Raw genomic sequence first — 23,335 nt, 5'->3', positions numbered from 1 at the left:
TTATTATCGTCACCAACTGATCGGCCACCATCATAAGTCCATGAACAAATCCATGAGTAGTAGGAAAACTTTGATTACCTGCGAATTTTGGAACCGGATACAAAAGAAGTGAAAATTATGGTTTTATCAATTTCACTGGAAGCTGCCTTTGTCTTTCTAACATTGCCAGTTTGATCTTGCCCTAAAACAAAAACCAATGTTGTATCACCAACACTGGTTTTTGAGCAACACTAGGTATCAGAGATCAATCAACGAAGTAAGGCAGTTGCTCTTCTGTTAAGGCACTGTCAACAGCAAACTCAGCGTGCTCTGTCACATTGCTCACATTCCAATTAGTCAGGTCTTGGGAAAATGCCTTTGCCGACTTAAACATCCATGTCATATTGGTGACTTTGGACGTAACCCAATTGCTTATATCTTGATTGAAGCTTTTGGCACCAGAAAACATAAAAGACATATTAGTTGCACTTGAGGTATCCCAGTCGCTTATATCCTGATTGAAGTTTTCTGCAACAGCAAACATGAAACTCATATCCGTCACTTTAGATGTGTTCCAGTGACTAATGTTCTGATCAAAGACTTTCGTCCTTGAGAACATACGCGACATATCGGTTACATTCGATGTATTCCACCAACCAATATCCTGATTGAAGCTCTCTGCTTCATTAAACATCCATTTCATCTTGGTGACCTTGGAGGTATCCCAATTACCGATATCCTGATTGAAACTTTTGGCACTATAAAACATATAGGACATATCGATTACATTTGACGTATCCCAATCGGCTACGCTCTGATTAAACAGAGTTGCGTTTGAGAACATCCAAGACATATTCGTTATTTGGGAAGTATCCCATTGAGAAAGATCATGATTAAAAGCTTTTGCCGCATTAAACATACCGCGCATATCACGTACCTTTGACGTATCCCAACGGCCAATATCTTGGTTAAACATAGGAGTATATGCAAACATCGAACTCATGGAGACTACATTAGATGTATCCCAGTAACCGATATTTTGGTCAAAAGCCTTGGCGAAATAAAACATACTGCGCATGTCTGTTACGCTCGAAGTATCCCAATAGCCAATATCTTGGTTAAACTTGTAAGCATAATGAAACATGGCGCGCATGTTTGTTACGCTCGAAGTATCCCAATGGCCAATATCTTGATTGAACTGTTCAGCCTCTGTAAACATGCTCTGCATGTTTGTTACGCTTGAAGTATTCCAATGGCTAATATCCTGGTTGAATTTTTTGGCTTTGTAAAACAGCCAATTCATAGTCGTTACATTCGATACATCCCAATCACTGATATCGGCATTAAAGGATTCTCGAACGCCAAAAGGCTTTGTCATGTCCGTGACTTGCGTGGTACAAAAGCGGATCTGGCCGCGCTCAAGATAATCCAACATGGTCTTGTCTCTGATAAGCGTGTTGTCGACCACAATATATACCTGTCCGTTCTCAAGCATCACAGAGTTGACGGCTTGGTCTGGGCATTTTACCGAAATATCCGCGGCAAAAGCGGAGTTGCCAGCGAGCGCTAACGCGCCGACGAAAAGTGACGTAAGTGTACGTTTCATTGTATTTTCCTAGAATTGAATAGACGTTATAGAGGAAACCGTGGAAGGTCGTTTTCAGACAGGCCGCTGTCTTTAGAAAAGTCCGTATGTCGTTTGACTTTACTAACATCCCAAACGGTTAAATCTTGGTCAAAGCGCTTAGCGCCTAAAAACATGCCGTCCATATTGATGACGCGGCGCGTATCCCATCGGCTGATGTCTTGGTTAAAGGACTCGTCTTTAGCAAATAAATGGCTCATATCCGTGACATGGCTGGTGCAGAGTTGGATATTGCCATCAAGGAAGTTTTGCCAGTAATCAGAGTTGCGGATAAGTTGGTCATTCACGACCACAAACAACTCTTCTTCTTCAATCAGCACGGTTCCCGGGGCGTTCGATTCACAGGTGATACTTTCTGTAGCAAAGGAAGAGGCGCTGCTAAGTAACGCACACGCAAGCACGATAAGTTTTAATTGCATTTGAGATATTTTTCTTATCAATGAATAGTGCGTGCGATTATATTTATAAATTGATTATTATATAAGTCAGGGTTGTTTTATTATTTATACCAATAATTTTAATTGAGACATTCAATATAATATTCTTAGATATTATTGATTTAAATAATTATTATCGACAGCTATTGTTTTTATTATTATTTATTTAACTTAAAGCCTTCCCGCTATATGTTCATTATCTAACCAGACAGTTCACTGATATAAATTGAACATTGGCTAAGAAGTATTAGGTGGCTCAAATAACAAAAAAGGCGACAGGTTAACCTGTCGCCTTTTACTATTCAGAATCAAGATTCCATTATTCCCAGTCAAGAATCACTTTACCTGATTGGCCGCTACGCATTGCGTCAAAGCCTTTTTGGAAATCGTCAATCTTGAAGTGGTGAGTGATGATTGGCGTCAAATCCAAGCCCGATTGAATCAATGATGCCATCTTGTACCAAGTTTCGAACATCTCACGGCCGTAGATACCTTTAATCACCAGACCTTTGAAGATCACTTGGTTCCAGTCGATACCCATGTCTGATGGCGGAATGCCCAGCAGTGCAATTCGGCCGCCGTGGTTCATTGTCTTCAGCATGGTGCTAAATGCCGCCTGAACACCTGACATTTCAAGGCCCACATCAAAGCCTTCTGTCATGCCCAGCTCTTCCATTACGTCTTCAAGTTTTTCTTCCGCAACGTTGACTGCGCGCGTCACACCCATTTTACGTGCAAGCTCAAGACGGTATTCGTTCACGTCTGTAATCACAACGTGACGAGCACCTACGTGCCTAGCGACTGCCGCCGCCATGATACCGATTGGGCCAGCACCTGTGATCAGTACGTCTTCACCCACAAGGTCGAAAGACAGTGCCGTGTGTACAGCATTGCCGAACGGGTCAAAGATTGATGCTAGATCGTCTGAGATACCTTCAGGGATCTTGAACGCGTTAAACGCTGGAATCACTAGGTATTCAGCGAATGCCCCTTCACGGTTTACACCCACACCAATGGTATTACGACATAGGTGAGTACGGCCGCCGCGACAGTTACGACAGTGACCACAAGTGATGTGGCCTTCGCCAGAGACACGGTCACCGATTTCGAATCCGCGAACTTCCTGACCAATAGCAACCACTTCACCTACGTATTCATGACCAACAACCATAGGAACAGGAATCGTGTTCTGAGACCACTCATCCCAGTTGTAGATATGAACGTCTGTACCACAAATTGCGGTTTTCTTAATTTTGATCAGAATGTCGTTATGGCCAACTTTCGGTTTTTCAACCTCAGTCATCCAGATGCCTTCTTCAGGCTTTAGCTTAGATAGCGCTTTAATTTTCATTACTTAATGATCTCCATGTCACGACCCACTTCGATGAAGGCATCGATGGCGCGATCAAGTTGCTCACGCGAGTGTGCCGCAGACATTTGTGTACGAATACGTGCTTGGCCTTTTGGTACTACTGGGAAAGAGAAGCCAATAACGTAAATGCCTTTTTCTAGGGCGCGCTCTGCAAACTCAGCCGCAACTTTCGCATCGCCAAGCATGATTGGAATGATCGCGTGGTCAGCGCCACCCATAGTGAAACCAGCGGCTTCCATACGAGTGCGGAAATGTGCTGCGTTTTCCCATAGACGCTCACGTAGGTCACCACTTTGCTCTAGAAGATCAAGAACTCGGATAGAAGCATTAACGATGGCTGGTGCTACCGAGTTTGAGAACAGATATGGACGAGAACGCTGACGTAGCCAGTCAATCACTTCTGCTTTACCTGAAGTATAGCCACCTGAAGCGCCGCCCATAGCTTTACCTAGCGTGCCTGTGATGATGTCGATGCGATCAACGACATCGTGGTATTCGTGGGTACCTGCGCCTGTTTTGCCCATGAAACCCACCGCGTGAGAGTCATCGACCATAGTGAGTGCGCCGTACTTGTCAGCAAGGTCACAGATAGCTGGCAGGTTAGCCACTACGCCGTCCATTGAGAATACGCCGTCTGTAACGATAAGGATGTTACGAGCGCCCGCTTCTTTAGCCGCGATTAGCTGCTGCTCAAGCTCTTCCATGTTGTTGTTTGAGTAACGGAAGCGCATTGCTTTACACAGGCGAACACCATCGATGATTGAGGCGTGGTTAAGCGCGTCAGAGATGATCGCGTCTTCTTTGCCCAGAATCGTTTCGAACAAACCAGCGTTAGCGTCAAAACAAGAGGTGTATAGAATTGTGTCTTCTTTACCAAGGAACGTAGAAAGCTTTTGCTCCAGCTCTTTATGGATGTCTTGAGTACCACAAATGAAACGAACAGACGCCATACCAAAGCCGTGCTTATCCATGCCTGCTTTACCCGCTTCAATTAGCTCAGGGTGGTTAGCAAGACCAAGGTAGTTGTTAGCACAGAAGTTAAGCACTTCTTCGCCTGTAGAGATTTTTACAGCCGCTTGCTGTTGAGAAGTGATGACGCGCTCTGACTTGTAAAGACCTTCAGACTTTACTTCTTCAATCTGTTGTTTGATCTGTTCGTAGAATGCAGAAGACATTTCAAATTCCTTCCTAGTTATTATGTTAAGCACATTGCTTATTCATCACCTTCGTTTTCAAATTCGAAGGCGTAAAAAGTTGCTATAAGTGTAATTCAAGCACGCAATTTTCATTATCCCACCAGATGGAAAAACATTGGTGAATCACAGGCACAAATAAGGAATTTTTATGATAGCAATCACAATCCATGTTTTGTGTGATGAAATTTCGCGCTTCATATCAAATAGAAAATTTCTGTCTGAAAACGATATGGAGCGTTAAATCACAAGCCCTCACAATGCCCGCCCTTAACTTTTAACTAACGAGCATTGCACATGACCTTATCTGATCAGCTAATCCGTGACGCTTTTTCGAACGGTTGGCATACATGCGTTTATCAACCAAAAGTGGAACCGAGCTTCGAAAAGATTCAAGGCGTGGAAGCACTGTTCAGGCTCGATATTCCAGGCCAAGGCATCTATCTGCCTTCACACTTCATTGAGAGAGCTTTTGAGCTTGGTTATGAAGAAGCGATATTTTTCATCGTCTTGGAACAATCTCTTAAAGACGTGAAAGGCATTGGTGCGAACATTGGTTTAGCGATCAATATCAGCCATCAGGTGCTCGTTAACCCAGAAAACATCGAACGCGTCCGAGAACTGCTTTGGGAATTTTCATTCCCAGCCTCACGCCTGACTTTTGAACTGAGTGAAAGTGAAGAGTTAGATGAATCAGTTGCTCCGCAAATCGACGCCTTTCAACAAATGGGGATTAAAATCTCTATCGACGATTTTGGCGCTGGCTATTCAAACTTCAACAAAGTGCTCAGCCTGAACATCGATGAGATAAAGTTTGATCGTTCCATTATCAACAATAATGAGATGCGCAGTGCTGCACTCATCAAAAACATTCTTCAATTCTGCCGTGACTTTGGCATCACCTCTGTTGCTGAGGGCGTGGAAGATTCTGACACTCGAATTTACATTCGCAATCTGGGGTTTGATACCTATCAGGGCTTTCATTTTTCAAAGCCAGTACGAATCCACGAACTAAGGCAGATTGCAGCATGATCATTCGAGCATCAAACCCAGTACCACTGCCGCACCAAAATGTTATCGCTCAGTTTCGAGTTTTAGTGGTTGATGAAAGCACTCTATTTGCGCAAAGCATCAAAAAGATGTTGATGCAACTAAAGGTCGATGACAAAAACATTACTCATGCCTCCGACACCAAACTTGCAGCGAAATACCTAAGAGAGAGCAAAGATTCAGGTTCATACTTTGACGTCATTATTTGTTCTTTCAATTTTAAGAGCCAACCTCAAGGCCGTGAATTCTTTCGATACCTTGAGAAAGAGCAGGTTCGCGCTCACTTGACCGCATTGATCATTACTGACAACGCGACAGACATTGATACAGTTCGTCAAATCGATGCATTTTTGCCTGACGGATTCATTGCTAAGCCCTTCAACTACAATCAGTTTCTGTCTAAGTTTGGGCAGATTACGGAGAAAGCATTGCGGCTAAAACCGCTTAAAAATGCCTACTTTCAAAAGCGTTATCATGATGTGCTGGAACTAACACAGGACGAAGGCTTGCCCCCGAAAGTCGCTAACGACATGCTTCGTCTTCGTTGCCTATCACTCATTAAATTGGACCGCTTTGAAGAAGCTGTTGAGCTTTGCCAACCATTTATTGGAGCTCAACAGGAGTGGCCTTCAGTCCTCTTAATTGAGCTTTATAGCCTGCAAAACGATAGTCAAAAAATCAGTGATATTCTTTACACCTCAACGTCACTCAAAGACCACCCCAGAGTCCATTGGGTATTAAGTGAAAGTCAGCTTGAAGGTGACGATTACCAGTATCTGCTATCACATTACTCTAAAGTGAATGACGACCATGAGAAGTCCGTTAAAGCCGCTCTCGTACACCTGCTAGCACTAGACTACGATGCAACTTTAGATTCACTTGGTCATTTAATACGCAGTAACAAAACCAACCCGTTGTTAGATAAGCGTCTGCTTGTATTCCTACAGGGGCTCGTCTCTCTAAGTAGTACTTTTGAAAATAAAAACAAAGTCTTGGAAGTCAATGATCTAAACAAAATAGCGCCAAGCAAAGAATCGCAACATCAGCTCTATTTTTTGTTTGTATATATTCTCAAACACTACGACAGGAAGAGCTTGTTTCTGACTGGTCAACGGGTTGATACCTTTTTTGATAAGGCGCTGTATGCAAAAGATAATCTAGTGCTGATACTTTTGGCTCTTGCTTGTTATCAATTAGGCTTATATTCGAAGCTCCAAAAGCTTTATCAACAAAGGATGAGTTTCATAGAGAAAGATTATCTGGCCATTTTAACCTCAAAGATTCTTGGCCAATTAGTTCAAATGAGTGACAAAAGGGAATTGTATTACGATACCAATCGAGATGACGACCTCTCGGCATTGGTGTCAATGACCCACTCATCGCCTTTGAATACTCGGTATCATGAAGGATTCATATCTCAGCTCTCCGACATAGTGAAACGACGGAAAGTGAAAAGAACCAAAGAGATCATATCCCATATTGAGTCGAGTATTGCTTTTCTCAAAGACAGCTACGAATCACTGGGTCTTACATCGGATCTGATGAGACTGAGATCAGAGTATGAATTAATTAAGATCAACCTATAAGGAACTCAACACTTTTCTTCTTTTGCTTCAGGTCATGGTAACGAATGTACTTAAAGTAGACATCGTGTCTGTTTTGTATCGTTTGAGAGAAAGGATTCTCAATGACTTTCTTAATGTCAGCACGATAAAAGATAAAACCGTGCTGATGGCAGCAAGGCTCAAAGTACAAGTCATACAAAAACTGGCTCATTGCAGGGTCGATGGTCGGGAAACTGACAAACGTATCTTCTAAGTTCTTTGATAAATAATCGAAGATTTGCCGGCGAATAATAATGCTAGAAGCGCCCAAGCTGAGGAACATATTGGCCTCTGTCGTGTAAGCAAAGTGCCCAACCAACAACCCTTCACTTCGGAAACAAATCACGACGATACCCTCCCGAGAAAACCCAAACCGCTGAGTCGTATCAAGAAAATCAAAACCATAAAGTTTTGCGTGCATGGAGCGTATCAACGCCAGTTCTTTTTCCGGTAAAGAGGAAAAGTTATACGTATCAACCTGAGTAATCTCGTAGTCATAGGCAACGTCTGAATTGAAGGGGCGATTCATCAGTTTCGTTGCCGACTTTACTTGAGACATTTCTTCAACGGAAAAATCGTACTCAACTTGAAAGAAACTCGCTAAACCGACGCGACGGACGAAGCTCGGCGTGGTTTTTCCCCTTTCCCACTGACTGATCATCACCTGATTGACACCAGAAAAGGCGCGATGTGAGTTGGAAAGCACATCTGCTAGTTCTTCTTGAGAGAGTTGTCGCTCTTCTCGTAGCTCCTTCAAACGCTCGCTGAAATTTTCTTTATTCATCGCCAACTTACCGAAATTTATTTTTAGTGTAGTTTATACTGGAAATGCATTGGAGACATCGCAGAAACACAAAACAGGCGCTAGTTCATCTAACCTATCCGCCTGTTTTGGTGACATAAAAGAATGCGCGTGTTACTTTTCTAACACTAAGGTGACTATGGTGAGCAATACGACAGCGAACGCGGCCAGCAAGATATCTTGCATCATTGAGCCCAAGTCAAGAAGAAAGCCTGGTTCTTGCATTTTGAGTACCTCTTGCTGTTTAACATTTCGCCACCTTATCGATTCAACAATTCATTAACAACCGATTTAATTCTCAATTTAAAGACATATCACGGTTTCAATTTGGTTAATTCAAAACTTATCGCTTTGCTCCCAGATCTTGCATCCTTCATTTTGATCGTTGATGAGGGTAGCTTTACTGCTGCCGCAAAAAAGCTCGATGTGACCCCTTCCGCACTGAGTAAATTGATCACTCGGCTTGAGTCAGCCCTGTCCGTAAAGCTGTTTGAGCGCACGACACGAAAACTCGTTATCACGCCCACTGGGCAGCAGGTTTATGATCAGGCAATTGTGATGGTAAACGCCGCCCAGCAAGCTTGGGAGCTATCAACAACCGATCACAAACAAGCGACAGGCTCTCTTACCATTGCAGCACCAGAAGCTTTCCTCAACTCGGTTTTGCAGCCTTTTGTTGTTCCGTTTTTGCAGCAATATCCAGACATTCAGCTGAAGCTACGTGTCGCTGATGGCGAGATCGATCTACTCAGAGACGGGATCGATGTCGCGTTCAAACTCACTGATAAACCTGATGAAAACTTGGTGCTTAAAGAAGTTGGAAAAACGAACCTTGTCCTTTGCGCCAGTCCTGAATACATAGATAAACGTGGTATGCCTTCCCACCCAACTGATCTGCAACATCATGACTGCCTGTATTTGGCCGAAACTGAGCGAGATAATGTCTGGGACTTCTTTAAAGACGACGAATTCCATTCGATGACGGTCTCAGGTCGCTATGCGGTGAACCACTCACAAATGCGTCTCACTGGTGTCAAAAATGCGCTCGGTATTGGCATCTTCCACGATTTTGTTATCGCGGAAGCCATCGAAAACAGACAAGTTGTCCCTGTTCTCTCCGACTGGACAATCAAAAGTAACTACCATGGCGCAGTCGCTATGCAGTACCCGCAAACCAAATATATGCCCGCTCGCCTACGTGTCTTTATTGATTACATCAGTCAAGTATTAGGCGATAAACTCGCTAGCAAATAACGAGAACCCTATGTTTAATAAAATTCATCACGTTGCGATTATTTGCTCTGATTACCCAGTATCTAAGCAGTTTTATACCCAAATATTGGGGTTAAAAATCCTAGCCGAAAACTACCGAAAGGCGAGAAGTTCTTACAAGCTCGATTTAGAGCTCCCAGATGGTTCGCAAATTGAACTGTTCAGCTTTCCCGGGGCTCCAGAAAGACCAAGTTTCCCCGAAGCACAAGGCCTTCGCCATCTCGCCTTTGAAGTCGATAGTGTTGAAGAGGTCAAAAGCTATCTCGAAAGCAAAGGGATTGAGGTGGAGCCTGTGCGCATTGATGAATTCACTGGTAAAGCCTTTACTTTTTTCCAAGATCCAGACGGGTTGCCGCTTGAGATTTATCAGATATAGCCAATTGCTAGTTGTAGCAACTTTTTAAGTTTCGTTTCAGTCAATAGAGTCTCATCACAGAAATATCGGAAAATAACTTAATTAAGCTTCCTCACTCCTATCCACTGCAATGTTCAAAGGTAATTATTAATACTTAAATATTAATCACGTCTCATAGTCTCTCCCATGAGGCAGTATCAGCCGGTGATAGCCAAAGGCTTTAAATTCTATGCAATCGTTATTTTCACAGCTAAGGGAGAGTGCACTAAATGGATTTTCACAATAAAGTGGCAATTGTTACAGGCGGTTCAACAGGTATTGGTCACGCAACTTCAGAGCAATTAATCAGTCGTGGAGCAAAGGTTTACAACTTGGATGTGCAGAGCCAACAGGACTCACTCGCTCACTTTGTGCCTTGTGACGTTAAACATTATGAACAAATACAATCTGCTATCGCGGAAATCCTAAAGATAGAAGGTCAGATCGACTTACTTTTCGCGAATGCTGGCATTCATTTGTTTGCCAACCTTGAGCAAACAGAGCCACAAGAATTCGAAAATGTAATCTCAACAAATATAGGTGGTGTTTTTTACACTTTAAAAGAAGTGCTTCCCGTTATGCGTAAGCAAAAAAGTGGGAAAGTCTTACTAATGGGTTCAGATCAATCAATTGTAGGGAAAGGTTCTAGTTCTGTTTATGGCCTAACCAAAGGTGCAATTGGTCAGTTAACAAAAAGTACTGCGATTGATTATGCTCAGTACAACATTCAAGTGAACTGCATTTGTCCAGGAACTATCGAGACTCCCCTACTTGAAAAAGCTCTATGTACCTTCCATCAGCTATCGGGGGAAAAGCATGCCGATATCAGACAGCAATTAGAACACGCACAGCCAATAAAACGGATAGCAAGACCAGAAGAAGTGGCAAATTTGGCCTGCTATTTACTGTCTGAACAAAACAGTTTCATGACGGGTTCTATAGTACCTATTGATGGAGGCTATAGCTGCCAGTAGCGACAATAACCATTGACTACCTCTACACTAAGCAGTCTCTATTTCAAGACTGAGCAGTTTCTGTAGACAATTTGTAATACTCGCTTTAGCTCTTCCGCTAAAGCGAGCCATTCACACAGCTCAAAGCATCTCGAACGACGATAAACTATCTGATCGACGCCTTAATCAAGTGAGGTGAATAGTTTAAAAACCAAAGAAGCGCATAGGCCAGGTCACCTTGCCCATTTCGATCAAATCATAAATGGTGAAAAATACGGCACAAATAACCGCCAATTTGAGAAGACGATAAACAATGAACATAGGTACTTCCTTAAACATGAGAATAGCCGATAGAACGGCTCATAAGACAACGAGAAACAAGAACCACGTTATACCTTTTACTCATTAAGATTTCGAGCACCAAACACCACAAACTTTCCTACTCCCAGCGGGATTCAGCACAGCTTAACTTTGATATGCATCCAATTTAATAAAGTCACATAGAAAAAAGACGTTCGGTTCCAGCCATTTTAACCCCTTTTTAACCCTCTCTTTCCTAACATCCGGCCAATACTGCACACATGGAAGAGAACAATGAGAAAACATGCTTGTCTACTGGCCCTAACTTTGGGGCTGGCATCCCATGCGATGGCCATTCCAATTCCTGATGATCTGGATACTGAACTTCGTAAGCTGATTGAGCAACACAGCCTCACAGGCGAGCCAAACAAAGGCTTTGAAATACCCAGTGTAGATTCAAAAGAAGTGAAATTAGGAAAACTCTTATTTTTCTCCAAAGCACTAAGTGGTAACAAAGACGTTGCTTGCGCCAGTTGTCATCACCCTTACCTTGGTGGGGGCGACGGATTATCACTCGCAGTAGGGACACTGGCTGAAAATGAAAATGTGCTCGGCCCTGGTCGGAAAACAACCACTGGTGAATACTATGTAGCACGCAACACGCCAACGATCTTCAACGCTGGTTTATACAAACGCAGTTTGTTCCGTGATGCTCGTGTCGAATTTGTTGACTGGCTTGATCCGTCAAAAGGGATCAGTACTCCCGATGTTGCATTTGGTGAAGCTGACCCAAATTCTGGAAATACCCTTTTAGCCGCTCAAGCTCGCTTTCCACCAGTTACTGCATCTGAAATGCGTGGTTTTGATTTCATGCAGGATGCATCTAATGAGGCCGTGAGAGCGCATCTAGCGGCAAGAATTGGCGATTATGGCGACGCCAAAGGCGAATTGTTTCGAAACCAGTGGCTGGAGAAATTCGCTTCTGTTTACGGAGACGATAAGTCACCTAAGGAGCTTGTAACCTTTGCCAACATTACTCGAGCACTCTCTGCGTACCAAGAGTCGATGAACTTTACCGACAACGCATGGAACCAGTACGTGAAAGGTGACTCGTCTGCACTTACGACGTCGCAGAAGCGTGGAGCCTACCTGTATTTGTACATGCCACCTCCCCCATCTGATGGAGGGAATGAGCCCGACTTTTTACCCACACAATGCATTGGCTGCCACAACACAGACACTTTCAGTCAAACCAAAGACTCAAACTATCACCGCCTAGCCTTCCCGCAAATCGGCCCCGGAACCGGAGAGCCAGGTATGGAAACAAATGACTTAGGTCGAGCCCATCGAAACGAAAGTGAAGCCGATATCTACAGCTTTCGCTCAGGCACCCTGTTAAACATTGAAGTCACTGGTCCATTTGGGCACGCAGGGAACTACGATACTCTAGAACAAGTCATTGATCATTATGACGATTATCACCAAATACTTGACCAATATATTGACGAGCTAGGCTGGTGCGAACAACCTCAGTTTAAAGACATCGAACATTGCAACAGCTTGTTTCCTGACGCAAGAGAGAACACAGATAAAGCCGCGAAGATCATTGACGATGAGATAGCAGATGGCGCCCCCGTCTTGCAAAAGCTCAACCTGTCAGATCAATCGAAGACCGATCTGGTTAATTTTATGAAAGCACTTACCGATCCCTGTGTGAAAAGCGCGGAATGCTTGCAAGCTTGGATCCCTCAACCAGAAGAATCCGATCCTGATGGGCTTCAACTGGCAGCGATTAACTATCAAGGGGTTCCTCTTTACCTGCCATCCAAGTGTTCCGAAGGTGAAACCCTTCAGTCTGGTGGGAAGCTGACAAGAGACCAAGGTGAGTGCATTGCTGGCTCAATGGAACACTTTTACTTTGATGTCCTACAAGATAACACCACTGTTTACCTGAGCAGCCGAGACGGTCAAGGCGATCTCAAACTCTATTACCACCCTACGAGTTGGGCCTCCAAACAGAATGCGTTAGCGGAGTCGATTGGTGAAGGTACAGAACAAGTTCTTATCATCACACTTAATCAGGGCCGTCACTACGTCAGCGCCATCTCACAGCAAGGATATCAAGGGGTTTCTATCGCTTTGGGTACACGCCGTGCCAATAAAGAGCCTGGTGAGCATCCCAAAGCAATCTCAGATGAATGTGTGACCTCTTCTCCTGTTTCACTTGGAGAATTACAAAGCGGTACTCCAGTCTGCACTGCACAAGGTGACAATTACTATTTCATCAAGGTTACAGAGCCCAATAGCACTCTGGAAGTCAGAACAAGACACGGTTCAGGTAATACCGACTTATATGTCGGTCCTTATTGGCCAAGTACAAGCCAGTTCGAGTTTTCATCTCGCAGCGCAGACAATAACGAATACCTGAGAATAGATTCACCCATACCCGGCTGGTACTTCATTCTTGCGGCTGGAGATGGACTCAATCAGGGCACATCGCTGCAACTTGATATATCCACACAACAATAAAGCATTGCTTTTTAGGCAGTAACGTTAATTACAGCTAAGCCATTTAATGGCTTGGCTTTCACTCATTCTACTAATCTCAATTTGGAAACTTATGATCAACACAATACTAGTTGAAGATGATTCACGCTTGGCGGGTAATATCATTGATTTTCTAGAGCTCGAAAACATCACATGCGATTACGCCAATAATGGCGAAACAGCACTCAACCTGATCGAAAAAAATCAGTATCAGGTCATCATCCTAGACGTCAATATTCCTCGACTCGATGGCTTTAGCGTATGTGAACGACTTCGCACTCAAGGAGTAGCAGTTCCGATCATTATGTTGACCGCCCGAAGCCAACTCGAAGACAAACTGACAGGTTTCAAGGTGGGTACTGATGATTACCTCGCCAAGCCCTTTGCTATGGCAGAATTGGTCGCCAGAACCAAAGCACTAGCCACCAGAAAAAGTGGTCAACTGATCCGATTCAAAGCGGGCAATATCGTATTCTGCACCCAAGAAAATCAAGCGTATATCGACAACCAACCAATCAAGCTTCTTCCCACCAGCCTAATTATCCTAGAACACTTGATTCGTGCTTATCCGCACTCAATCACACGTCAATCTCTTAACCTAGCAATCTGGGAAGACCGAGCACCTAACAGTAACTCCCTCAAAGTCCACATCCACTATCTGCGCAAAGCATTATCTCAACACAGTAGCAGCGTCTGCGTTGTATCAGTAAACAAACAAGGATTTAAGTTGCAGGATACAGATAGTGAGAGCCAATGAGATTTAAAATATCGAGCTTAAAGCACTCTATGATCGCCATGCTATTTGCCACTGCGCTCATTCTCGTGACACTAATGTCTACGCTATGGTTGCTGCACTTTTTTAATAGTCACGACAACATGATAAAAGGCGCTCTGCTTGAGGTTGCTCACAAAAGTGAGTCGGAAAGCGTTGAGCAAAGCCCGCGTTTCATAAAAACCTCAAAGTGGCATCAGTTACCCATAGAAATTCGCCGCCACTTCGATCGTGACCTGCTCTCCCCAAACCAGATCCACCATAAATCAGATCGAACTAGTCCGTTATCAAGACCAACCGAATCCGTGTATGTGATGTTGATTACGAAACCTGATGGTAAAGTGCATTATGTGGCTCATCATTTCAAAGAACCACCAAATGCTCCTCCGCAAAATTGGTTTGAGACACCCGAAATTCAGGCCATTCTTTTCGGTGCTTTCGCATTAAGTTTCTTTCTAATGATGCTGTTCATGTTTATGTACTCAGCCACTAAACCCATTCAACACCTTTATCAGTGGGCTAGACAACTGGATTCCACCAACATAAGTAGTGCACCACCAAACTTCCAATATGAAGAGTTAAATACACTTGCTCAGATTATTCTTGATAGCTTGCGTAAAACCGAAGCCTCGCTCAAACGTGAGCAGGAGTTTGTGCGTTACGCCAGCCATGAGCTGCGCACACCGATTGCGGTTATTCGAAGCAGTGTAGAATTGATGGATAAAGTCGAAAAACAGTGGGAAGAAAAGAGCCACAATGCGAAGCAACGTATAAAGGACGCGAGCCTCTGCATGGCTGAACTCTGCGACACGTTACTTTGGCTCAACAAAGCGGAGCATTCTCAGCTAACCACTCAATCTGTTGCCCTCTCGTCAGTACTGCATTCTGAAATAGAAAACCTAAGTTATTTAACCCAAGCCAAAAACATTGAAATTCAAATCCATACCGATAGCTATAAAGCTAACCTTCCTTACGCAGCCATTCAGATGATAGCTTCCAATCTATTGCGTAATGCCGTACAGCACACCCATGAAGGTGTAATTACGATTATCCAGCAGCAAGGAAGCATTCAGATCATCAACAAAGAGTACTCTGATTATTACGAGCACTATCCGGACAAGTCAGGTTTTGGCCTTGGTTTAATGCTTGTTAAGCGCTTATGTAGACAACTCAGGTGGGGCTTCAGATTTGAAAAGACACACGGCCAATGCCGTGCATCTTTATCGATTGGGGAGCCAAACCTTATGTTGACTAAAGGTTTAGATGACGTTCTTTGCGAGCAAAGCGCACTTTAAACCAAGTTTTAGGTGCTTTCGTCAACAAAATGCCACACAGCAAGGGCAGCATCAGAGCCAGTGATTGGTGAGACAACATCTCACCATTGATATATGCAGAAATAAACAGTGCAACTACAGGGAATATCAGAAAGCAGATTGACGCCTGAAATGGTGTAGATACCTGGCCAAGCTTAAAGTAAGCGACAATCCCGCCAACGCTAGCTATCAAACCTAAATAAACAACTGCAGAGATCGAATCCCAAGTAAAGGATTGCACATCAACATGCTCACCCATAGAAGACACGGCGAACAATAAAATGGAAGCGACCAAACACGGCAATGCATTGTAGGTAAGTACTTGGATGTCCTTACAATGCTTTTGCACAAGCACGTACATAACCGCATGAATCGCAACTGCCAACCCTAGAGATGCAGTACCAATCAGGTAGTCCGAACCACCCATCTGCATTTCATTACCCAATATTAAGCATAAGCTGATCACCGCCGCAAGAAGCCCAAAGACTTGGTGCTTTGCGAGTCGTAACCCAAGGAATAGACCAGACATCAACATCACTGCAACTGGCATGTTAGCAAAGATGATCGAAGCCAAACCGGAGGAGATATATTGCTCCCCGTAAATCATCAAAGTAAAAGGAATCGCAAAGTACATCAGCGCTACAATGATCACCCACTGCCCCTTACCTTTCGGAAACAGTAATGGTTGACCAAACACTTTAGCCAGTACAGCTAACAGTGGAGCGGCAAGTAGAAAGCGTAACGCGGTAGCAAAAATCGGCGGAATAGAGTGCAACGCCACTTCCATAGCGAACCAAGTGGTTCCCCATATCAAGCAAACAGAAACAAAAAGCAGAAAAGTTAGAGACTTCGAATTCATGGTGACTACTACTCATTTAATAATTATTGTAAATCATCTGCTTGTAGAGCATTAATGACGTAGCACAGTATACGGAGTTCACCAGAGAAATTTTTTGCCTTTAAATCTATAAATAGTCTTAAATAGAGAAATTAATTTCTTATAATCGAATAATTTAGAAATAAATACTACATAATGACACCACAGAAATATCATTGTTTTTAACAGGGATATTAATTATTACCATCGCTTTAGATGTCGACCAAAAGACATAAATCAATCCAATACAAGCTTCAAAGTAATGTGTGAAAAACAATGTATCGCGCTTTTGTGCGTGCTATAGCCAGACACACAATAGTGCATGTGGTTGAATATATTCTTAAACTTCAACAATCATTAATAAACTTATGGCTAAAAGAAATGACAGCATTCTGATTCACTTGTGTAGTGCACCTTGGTGGGTCAGCGTCACAATGTCTCTTATCACCTATTTTGGACTTGCCAGCGTCTTACCAAGAATCTTTGCATCCACAGATAACTTTATTCTGAATGCAATTGGACCCAACTTGCCAAATCTAGCGCCTTTGTTTGGCTTTTTGTTTCTGATACCCGCTCCAATCTCATTGATTGCTCAACGTAACAGAAAGCAGAGGTACAGCCGAACCACTGCACAACTTAAATCTCAACGATCCACTGCTGCATTAAATGACTTGAGCTGGATTGAGTTCGAGAGTTACATAGGAGAGTTTTTTAAACATCAGGGTTATCACGTAAAACAAGCACTCTCTTCGGCACCCGACGATGGGGTCGATATATGGCTTACCAAAAATGGAGACGTGAGCTTAGTACAGTGTAAACATTGGAAAAGTAGAAAGGTTGGCGTTCAGGTACTGAGAGAAATGTACGGTGTTATGCTGGCTAATCAGGCCAAACAGATGATCATCGTAACCTCCGGCCACTTCACTTCTGAAGCAATCCGATTTGCCGCAGACAAACGCTTTTGGTTAATCTGCGGCGATGAACTAGTGAACATGGTAGAAGATGGACGCTACTTCATTGACCGCTCGTCATCCGAACCATCAAAACAGGACGAAAATAGCGTCCTGTGTCCTAAATTCCAGTCAGAATTAGTACTCCGGACTGCGAGGAAAGGCAAGAATTCAGGCAAGCAATTTTATGGCTGCTCCTCTTTTCCTAAATGTCGATTTACTTTAAACACCTAACAATTAAAAACGTGGCTGATAGCATTAAGAATAGCGTTATACATTAACTCCTTTCATACCTTCAGAGGTATAACGATCACCCACAGGTTTAAAATTGTTGATGGCTCGTTCCAGCATTTTATGGTCCTGAGTCGTCAGCTCAATATTTACCGCTCCAAGGTTATCTTCCAAGTATTTAAGTCGCTTTGTACCCGGAATCGGTACTATGTCTTTACCTTGGGCAAGCAACCAAGCTAAAGCTATTTGGGCCGAAGAACATTCTTTCTCAACTGCCAACTGTTTTACCGCGTCGGATAGCGGTTGGTTAGCCTTTAAGTTTTCAGACGTGAAGCGTGGAAGTGCTTTGCGAGCATCGCTCTGAGCAAAGTCCTTTTCTGACTGAATAGTCCCAGTCAGAAATCCGCGCCCTAACGGCGAATATGGCACGAATCCAATACCGAGTTCACGACAAGTGGGCAAAACTTCAGCTTCCACATCTCGAGTCCAAAGTGAATATTCCGTCTGAACCGCCGTTACTGGATGTATGGCATGTGCTCGCCTCAGCGTGTTTGGGCTCACTTCAGAGAGCCCAATATGTGCGATTTTCCCAGCAGAAACTAGATCACTAAGCGTCTCCATTGTAGTTTCAATAGATGCATTAGGATCTAAGCGGTGAATGTAATAGAGATCAATACACTCAACGCCGAGCCGACGCAGTGAGCCTTCACAGGCCTTTCTTATGTAATCCGGGCTGTTATCAATACGTCGTTTGTATTCTCCCGGCTCACGTACAATGCCACACTTGGTTGCCACTTTTACGTTACTGCGACGAGTCCTTAAGAATCGACCAATCAGTTCCTCGTTATGATGGTCACCATAAGTATCTGCTGTGTCCAAAAGCGTACACCCTAGATCAACAGCTTTATTCAATACCTCTATTGATTCTTGATCATTTCTGGGCCCATAGAATTCACTCATTCCCATGCAACCTAGGCCGATCGCAGATACTTCTAAGCCATTTCCCAAGATACGTTTTTCCATCATCTAAATTTCCTTGGTTTGTTGTGTTGTTCACAGTATGCTCTCCTCAAAAGGAGGTTCATATGGCCAAAAAACACAATCAGTTTTCCGAATTCGGAAATAACAAACACAGTAGACTCAACTGGGATGATGCACGAGTCTTCTTGGCCATAGCGAGAGCAGGAACACTAAGTGGCGCATCCAAAACACTAAAAATAGGTATCGCGACAGCGACTCGTCGGCTCGAACGCTTAGAAAATGCGCTTGAACTGCGGTTGTTCGTGCGTGACCAACTAGGGTACAAACTTACCGATGAAGGGCTGTCACTAATTCCTCAAGCAGAAGCTCTGGAACAAGCCGGATATGCGTTTGGCTCTGCGGCACAAGGTACGGATGATGGGGTTTCAGGCCACGTTCGATTAGCAACCGCACAAGGACTGGCTGATCATTTGATCATTCCGGCCTTACCAAATCTACTCAGCAAGCATGATGGGCTTAATGTAGAAGTGGAAACCAGTGTTTCAACCGTCAACTTGCATCGAAGAGATGCTGATATGGCTATACGTATGGTTAGGCCAGAAAGAGGAAATGTAACTATCCGTCGTTTAGGAGATTTAGGTTTTGGGCTTTACGGATCTGAAAGTTATTTAAATAGAAGACCTCGTTCAAAGCAGACAAATCCCTATATTAATGATGACTTCATTGGCTGGACGGAAACTCAGCAACACCTTCCTGCTGCACAATGGATTCAAAAAACACTACGTGGCAGAACTTGCAAGCTTACTACGTCCAGTTTGTCCGCGCAGTTCAGTGCCGTTCATGCTGGCCTTGGGCTCTCAATTCTTCCTCACTTCATCGCTAAACAACAAGGTCTCATCTGCATTGAAAATGAGGTGGGCTGTAATCAACCTATCTGGCTCGCGATTCACTCAGATTTAGCACACTCAAGACGGATAAGAGTGGTCGCTGATTTCTTGAGCGAGCTAATTTATGAAAATCAGGAATTATTGGAGTTTGGAAAGTGAAAATAGGATACCGAAAAGCTAACAAGTACCTGTTGTAACTAGCAAGTCCATCGAATACAAAAAAGCCGCTTAATGCGGCTTTTATTGAATACTTAGTTTCTAGTGCACTGGCTTATCGGTTTTCGAGTAAAACTTGCCGAAGTACTGTTCTAGGATTTCTGGCGTTAGCTCACCTGCTTCTTCAAGCTTTTTCAGCTCTGCCGCGATAGCTTTTTGCTCTTCAAGTGATGGAAGCGCTACCTCAGGTTCATCACTCATTTCCTGAGACATTTGCTCTAGCTCTTTTTCAAAATCACTCATGATATTACTTACCTAATAATATAAAAACTGGGGCTAAGTTTACCCACTTAGCCCCAGTTATTCTAGCTTACGAATGGTTTTATAGCTTAAAGCTACCCACCATACGATCAAGACGTTCTGACAACTCTTTCAGATCAGAACTAGCGGCTGCCAACTCCTCTGCTGTACTGGTTGTCACTTCATTGATGGCGTTAATCTCTTCAATGTTTTGGTTGATCGTATGCACAACCGTTGATTGCTCTTCCGTGGCCGTTGCCACCTGAGTGTTGCGATCAGAAATATCATGGATTCGCTCAGAAATATTCACCAGCACTTCTACTGCTTCATCCGATGACGACACACCTTCATGCGTGACAGATTTGCCTGCTTCCATTGCGGTTACCGCATCTTTGGCGTCGCTTTGAAGTTGGTTGATCATCTTCTGGATCTCTTCTGTCGAATCTGCGGTTCGGCTTGCTAGATTTCGCACTTCATCCGCAACCACAGCGAAACCACGCCCTTGCTCACCCGCTCGCGCAGCTTCGATTGCTGCGTTCAATGCCAGCAAGTTGGTTTGCTCGGAGATATCACGGATTACGTCAAGAATCGAGCCGATTTCTTGTGTTGTCGATGCCAGTTGCTCAACCACTTGACCAGTATTCTCGATGTCCATAGCCAAACGACTGATCGCGTCTTTGGCCTTGTTAACAACATTCTGACCGACCTGAGTATTATCTGACGCTTGATTCGCGGTTTCTGCAGCGGTTGCCGCATTCGATGCAATCTCACTAATCGTTGCGCCCATTTCATTAATCGCCGTAACTACCTGAATGGTTTGGTCGCGCTGAATCTGGCTGTTATCGTGAGTCGTGTTGGCTTTATGGGAAACACTTTCAGAGGCGGTTTGTAGCGCACCGCTGGTTGATGCGACTTCTTTCATCGACTCATGTATTTTCTCGATAAAGCCGTTAAACCCTTCAGATAACTGACCAATTTCATCGCTGCTCTGAACTTCAATACGCTGTGAAAGGTCACCGTCCCCACGACCAAGATCGGTAAAGCGCGCTGCAATAGACTTGATTGGGCGTGTAATGCTGTTCGCTAAGAATAAACCCATGAAGATGAACAGAGCAGCAACCACTATCGTAGTAACAGTCATCTGTTTGGCAACATAGTTAAGGTCAGCGAACACTTCATTTACCGGTGCTACACCGATAACAAACCAGTCCATTGAAGGAATATATAGGCTCGAAACGAAAACTTGCTCGCCTTCGTAGCTCGCTTCAATCAGGTTGAAGCCAGATTTATTCATAAGCATAGAAGCTTCGCTTCCATACAATTGAGATAAGGTCGAGCTGGCTTTGTCCTTCTGGCGATGAATTTGTACCTGTCCTTGTGCATCCGTCAGGAATACAAAACCCGTGTCTTCGATTTGGAAGCCGTTGAGCAATCTAACCATGTCGTCCATTGATTTAGACAAGCCGGACATGCTGAATCCGTTTACAAACTGGAAGTTAGCGAACATTTTCACTTCACCAGTCGATTCCTGAAACATGCTCACCATGGTAGGTTGCCCAGACTGCGTGAAACCAAAGAACCATCCGTCTTGCTGTTGGTTCAACTGACGTAAGAAGCCATTCTGGTTCCAGTAGTAGGCTGTTTCACGGTTCGCAACAGAGGCATCATTCAAATTGTATTGATTGCGAACGTTATTGAGCTCTTTAACCAGCATCGCTTCCACTTGAGGGTCGATGTTGGTCGTACTGACCGCTTGTTTGATAAATTCATTGTTTGCTATCTGCTCGGCGGCGCGCAGTAGCTGAGTCACATCGTAATCGATTTGTCCTTTAATCTGGTCCAGCATAGATGGTAGTTCGATATCTACTAATCTATGTTCGAGGACCTCACGTGCCTGACGCTGTGCCATCACTCCGACAATAATTGTTGAAGCAAGAACAGCAAAAGTAATACCCGCAACAACCTTTTGCTTAATACTGATCGCGTTTAGTTTCATCATTCGAGTTGCCTTATAGCGCTTTATGATTGTTTGAAAGTTGAAATCACAGTTAATTTTTAGCTTAGGAGGAGAGCAAGCCAAATTAAATTGTGACGCACTTTTTTTATATCGGACAAAAAATACATTCCTTTACTGAATAAGTCATCAATTTCGCACTAATTTGCAAACCAATTTTTCGATATTGAACACTTGCATGAAGCGTTAAAATCCCCATATTGTAAGCAACTGAAATAATAGAACTTATGTTGCACTACTAAGTTGGATAGTTATTAACCATCCAATACGCAACATTAGTCAATGGATGAACTTTTTCACTTCAAAATCCACTAAGTGAAAAAGCGAGGAGATAGACATCGATGAATTCTCAGTCATTTCATACCCTACAACAATACTTGGAAGGCCAAGTTATTGGTCAGACTGAACTTGTTAAACAACTTTTAGTCGCTCTATTAGCCGATGGCCACATTCTGGTTGAAGGCCCTCCGGGATTAGCGAAAACACGCGCTGTTAAGTCATTGGCTGACTGCATTGAAGGCGACTTTCACCGGATCCAATTTACTCCAGATCTACTTCCTGCCGATTTAACCGGCACTGATATTTTCCGTCCGGAAACGGGCGAATTTACATTCCAAGCAGGGCCAATCTTTAACTCACTGATTTTGGCTGACGAAATCAACCGCGCACCAGCGAAAGTTCAAGCTGCCATGCTCGAAGCCATGGCAGAAAAACAAATCACCGCTGGTCGTCAAACATACCCACTGCCAGAGCTGTTTCTGGTAATGGCGACGCAAAACCCAATTGAGCAAGAAGGCACTTACCCGCTTCCCGAAGCGCAATTGGATCGCTTTTTACTGCATCTCAATGTGGATTATCCGAATTCAGAGAGTGAACTGGAAATACTGCGCCTGAATCGCGGTGAAGCAAAAGGCGAGGAAAAAGTCGCTCCGCCTGTCCTCTCTCAACAAGATATTTTCTCTGCGCGTCAAGAAGTGTTGAACATCCACATGGCGGAAGGGGTTGAGAACTATATTATTCGTCTTGTTATGGCGACACGCCAACCAACGCAATATGACGATACACTGAGTAACTGGATAGAAATGGGAGTCAGCCCTCGCGCAACCATCGCGTTAGATCGCTGCGCTCGTGCTCACGCTTGGCTCTCTGGTCGTGACTATGTATCACCAGAGGATGTGCAGGCAATGGCTTTTCCTGTTCTCAGACACCGTATTCTGCTCAGCTATCAGGCTCAAGCCGAAGGCATTAGTGCCAATCAGGTGGTTAACCGCCTTCTGTCTCTGGTGGGCAGCGCATAAGGGTTACA

20 protein-coding genes are annotated in these 23,335 nt (G+C 43.9%); 11 read left to right on the top strand and 9 right to left on the bottom strand.

Features of this window, described 5'->3' with window-relative positions:
• Positions 1–244: 244 nt before the first annotated feature.
• The 4 genes from QMA41_RS13025 to QMA41_RS13010 all read right to left on the bottom strand — a co-directional run bounded on the left by QMA41_RS13025 (position 245) and on the right by QMA41_RS13010 (position 4,608).
• Entirely contained in the window at positions 245–1,585 is a 1,341-nt protein-coding gene (locus QMA41_RS13025) for a BspA family leucine-rich repeat surface protein (RefSeq protein WP_281629878.1), read from the bottom strand.
• A gap of 26 nt (positions 1,586–1,611) precedes the next feature.
• Positions 1,612–2,043, bottom strand: coding sequence for a BspA family leucine-rich repeat surface protein (locus QMA41_RS13020; protein ID WP_171375666.1), 432 nt, complete (start codon positions 2,041–2,043; stop codon positions 1,612–1,614).
• 337 nt (positions 2,044–2,380) lie between these two features.
• Positions 2,381–3,412 (bottom strand): L-threonine 3-dehydrogenase, encoded by a 1,032-nt coding sequence (gene tdh / locus QMA41_RS13015; protein WP_281629877.1) that lies wholly within the window; start codon positions 3,410–3,412, stop codon positions 2,381–2,383.
• Positions 3,412–4,608, bottom strand: a complete 1,197-nt coding sequence (locus QMA41_RS13010) for a glycine C-acetyltransferase (protein ID WP_281629876.1) — start codon at positions 4,606–4,608, stop codon at positions 3,412–3,414. The genes tdh and QMA41_RS13010 overlap by 1 nt, the downstream gene beginning before the upstream one ends.
• 315 nt (positions 4,609–4,923) lie before the next feature.
• On the opposite strand from QMA41_RS13010, the gene QMA41_RS13005 reads away from it, so the two are divergent.
• The gene (locus QMA41_RS13005) at positions 4,924–5,658 is read left to right on the top strand and encodes an EAL domain-containing protein (protein WP_281629875.1); all 735 of its coding nucleotides are present in this window, start codon (positions 4,924–4,926) and stop codon (positions 5,656–5,658) included.
• Positions 5,655–7,262: a response regulator gene (locus QMA41_RS13000; protein WP_281629874.1), complete on the top strand. Its 1,608-nt coding sequence runs from the start codon at positions 5,655–5,657 to the stop codon at positions 7,260–7,262. Before QMA41_RS13005 ends, QMA41_RS13000 begins: the two co-directional genes overlap by 4 nt.
• Here the strand turns inward: QMA41_RS13000 and QMA41_RS12995 are convergent.
• Positions 7,252–8,064 (bottom strand): helix-turn-helix domain-containing protein, encoded by an 813-nt coding sequence (locus QMA41_RS12995; RefSeq protein ID WP_040121439.1) that lies wholly within the window; start codon positions 8,062–8,064, stop codon positions 7,252–7,254. The two genes, QMA41_RS13000 and QMA41_RS12995, sit on opposite strands and share 11 nt — an antisense overlap.
• A 345-nt stretch (positions 8,065–8,409) precedes the next feature.
• Here QMA41_RS12995 and QMA41_RS12990 point away from each other — a divergent pair, with 345 nt between their 5' ends.
• The 6 genes from QMA41_RS12990 to QMA41_RS12965 all read left to right on the top strand — a co-directional run bounded on the left by QMA41_RS12990 (position 8,410) and on the right by QMA41_RS12965 (position 15,615).
• Positions 8,410–9,336 carry a LysR family transcriptional regulator gene (locus tag QMA41_RS12990; RefSeq protein ID WP_043011074.1) on the top strand — a complete coding sequence of 309 codons (927 nt, stop codon included), beginning with the start codon at positions 8,410–8,412 and terminating at the stop codon, positions 9,334–9,336.
• Positions 9,337–9,346: 10 nt separating this feature from the next.
• A complete protein-coding gene (locus QMA41_RS12985; protein ID WP_281629873.1) occupies positions 9,347–9,730 on the top strand; it encodes a VOC family protein in 384 nt (127 codons plus the stop codon).
• 248 nt (positions 9,731–9,978) lie between these two features.
• A complete protein-coding gene (locus QMA41_RS12980; RefSeq protein WP_281629872.1) occupies positions 9,979–10,722 on the top strand; it encodes an SDR family oxidoreductase in 744 nt (247 codons plus the stop codon).
• Positions 10,723–11,295: 573 nt separating this feature from the next.
• On the top strand, positions 11,296–13,530 hold the full coding sequence (locus tag QMA41_RS12975) for a cytochrome c peroxidase (protein WP_281629871.1): 2,235 nt from the start codon (positions 11,296–11,298) through the stop codon (positions 13,528–13,530).
• A 91-nt stretch (positions 13,531–13,621) separates the two neighbouring features.
• A complete protein-coding gene (locus tag QMA41_RS12970; RefSeq protein WP_281629870.1) occupies positions 13,622–14,305 on the top strand; it encodes a response regulator transcription factor in 684 nt (227 codons plus the stop codon).
• Positions 14,302–15,615 carry a HAMP domain-containing sensor histidine kinase gene (locus QMA41_RS12965; RefSeq protein ID WP_281629869.1) on the top strand — a complete coding sequence of 438 codons (1,314 nt, stop codon included), beginning with the start codon at positions 14,302–14,304 and terminating at the stop codon, positions 15,613–15,615. The genes QMA41_RS12970 and QMA41_RS12965 overlap by 4 nt, the downstream gene beginning before the upstream one ends.
• Here the strand turns inward: QMA41_RS12965 and QMA41_RS12960 are convergent.
• Complete coding sequence (locus QMA41_RS12960; RefSeq protein WP_082314660.1) at positions 15,572–16,492, bottom strand: DMT family transporter; 921 nt, start codon at positions 16,490–16,492, stop codon at positions 15,572–15,574. The genes QMA41_RS12965 and QMA41_RS12960 overlap by 44 nt on opposite strands.
• A gap of 386 nt (positions 16,493–16,878) precedes the next feature.
• Between QMA41_RS12960 and QMA41_RS12955 the strand changes: the two genes are divergently transcribed.
• On the top strand, positions 16,879–17,694 hold the full coding sequence (locus QMA41_RS12955; RefSeq protein ID WP_281629868.1) for a restriction endonuclease: 816 nt from the start codon (positions 16,879–16,881) through the stop codon (positions 17,692–17,694).
• Positions 17,695–17,730: 36 nt separating this feature from the next.
• Here the strand turns inward: QMA41_RS12955 and QMA41_RS12950 are convergent, their stop codons facing one another.
• On the bottom strand, positions 17,731–18,717 hold the full coding sequence (locus QMA41_RS12950) for an aldo/keto reductase (RefSeq protein ID WP_281629867.1): 987 nt from the start codon (positions 18,715–18,717) through the stop codon (positions 17,731–17,733).
• Between the two features lie 59 nt (positions 18,718–18,776).
• Between QMA41_RS12950 and QMA41_RS12945 the strand changes: the two genes are divergently transcribed.
• Entirely contained in the window at positions 18,777–19,718 is a 942-nt protein-coding gene (locus tag QMA41_RS12945; RefSeq protein WP_171339716.1) for a LysR family transcriptional regulator, read from the top strand.
• 99 nt (positions 19,719–19,817) lie between these two features.
• Here the strand turns inward: QMA41_RS12945 and QMA41_RS12940 are convergent, their stop codons facing one another.
• The gene (locus QMA41_RS12940) at positions 19,818–20,018 is read right to left on the bottom strand and encodes a chromosome segregation ATPase (RefSeq protein ID WP_006960686.1); all 201 of its coding nucleotides are present in this window, start codon (positions 20,016–20,018) and stop codon (positions 19,818–19,820) included.
• Between the two features lie 79 nt (positions 20,019–20,097).
• Entirely contained in the window at positions 20,098–22,014 is a 1,917-nt protein-coding gene (locus tag QMA41_RS12935; protein WP_281629866.1) for a methyl-accepting chemotaxis protein, read from the bottom strand.
• Positions 22,015–22,370: 356 nt separating this feature from the next.
• Here QMA41_RS12935 and QMA41_RS12930 point away from each other — a divergent pair, with 356 nt between their 5' ends.
• Entirely contained in the window at positions 22,371–23,327 is a 957-nt protein-coding gene (locus QMA41_RS12930; protein ID WP_281629865.1) for a MoxR family ATPase, read from the top strand.
• Positions 23,328–23,335 lie beyond the last annotated feature (8 nt).

It is taken from the genome of Vibrio sp. St2 (assembly GCF_947311885.1).
Lineage (GTDB): Bacteria > Pseudomonadota > Gammaproteobacteria > Enterobacterales > Vibrionaceae > Vibrio > Vibrio coralliilyticus.
This window is presented reverse-complemented; position numbering and strand designations above follow the sequence as displayed.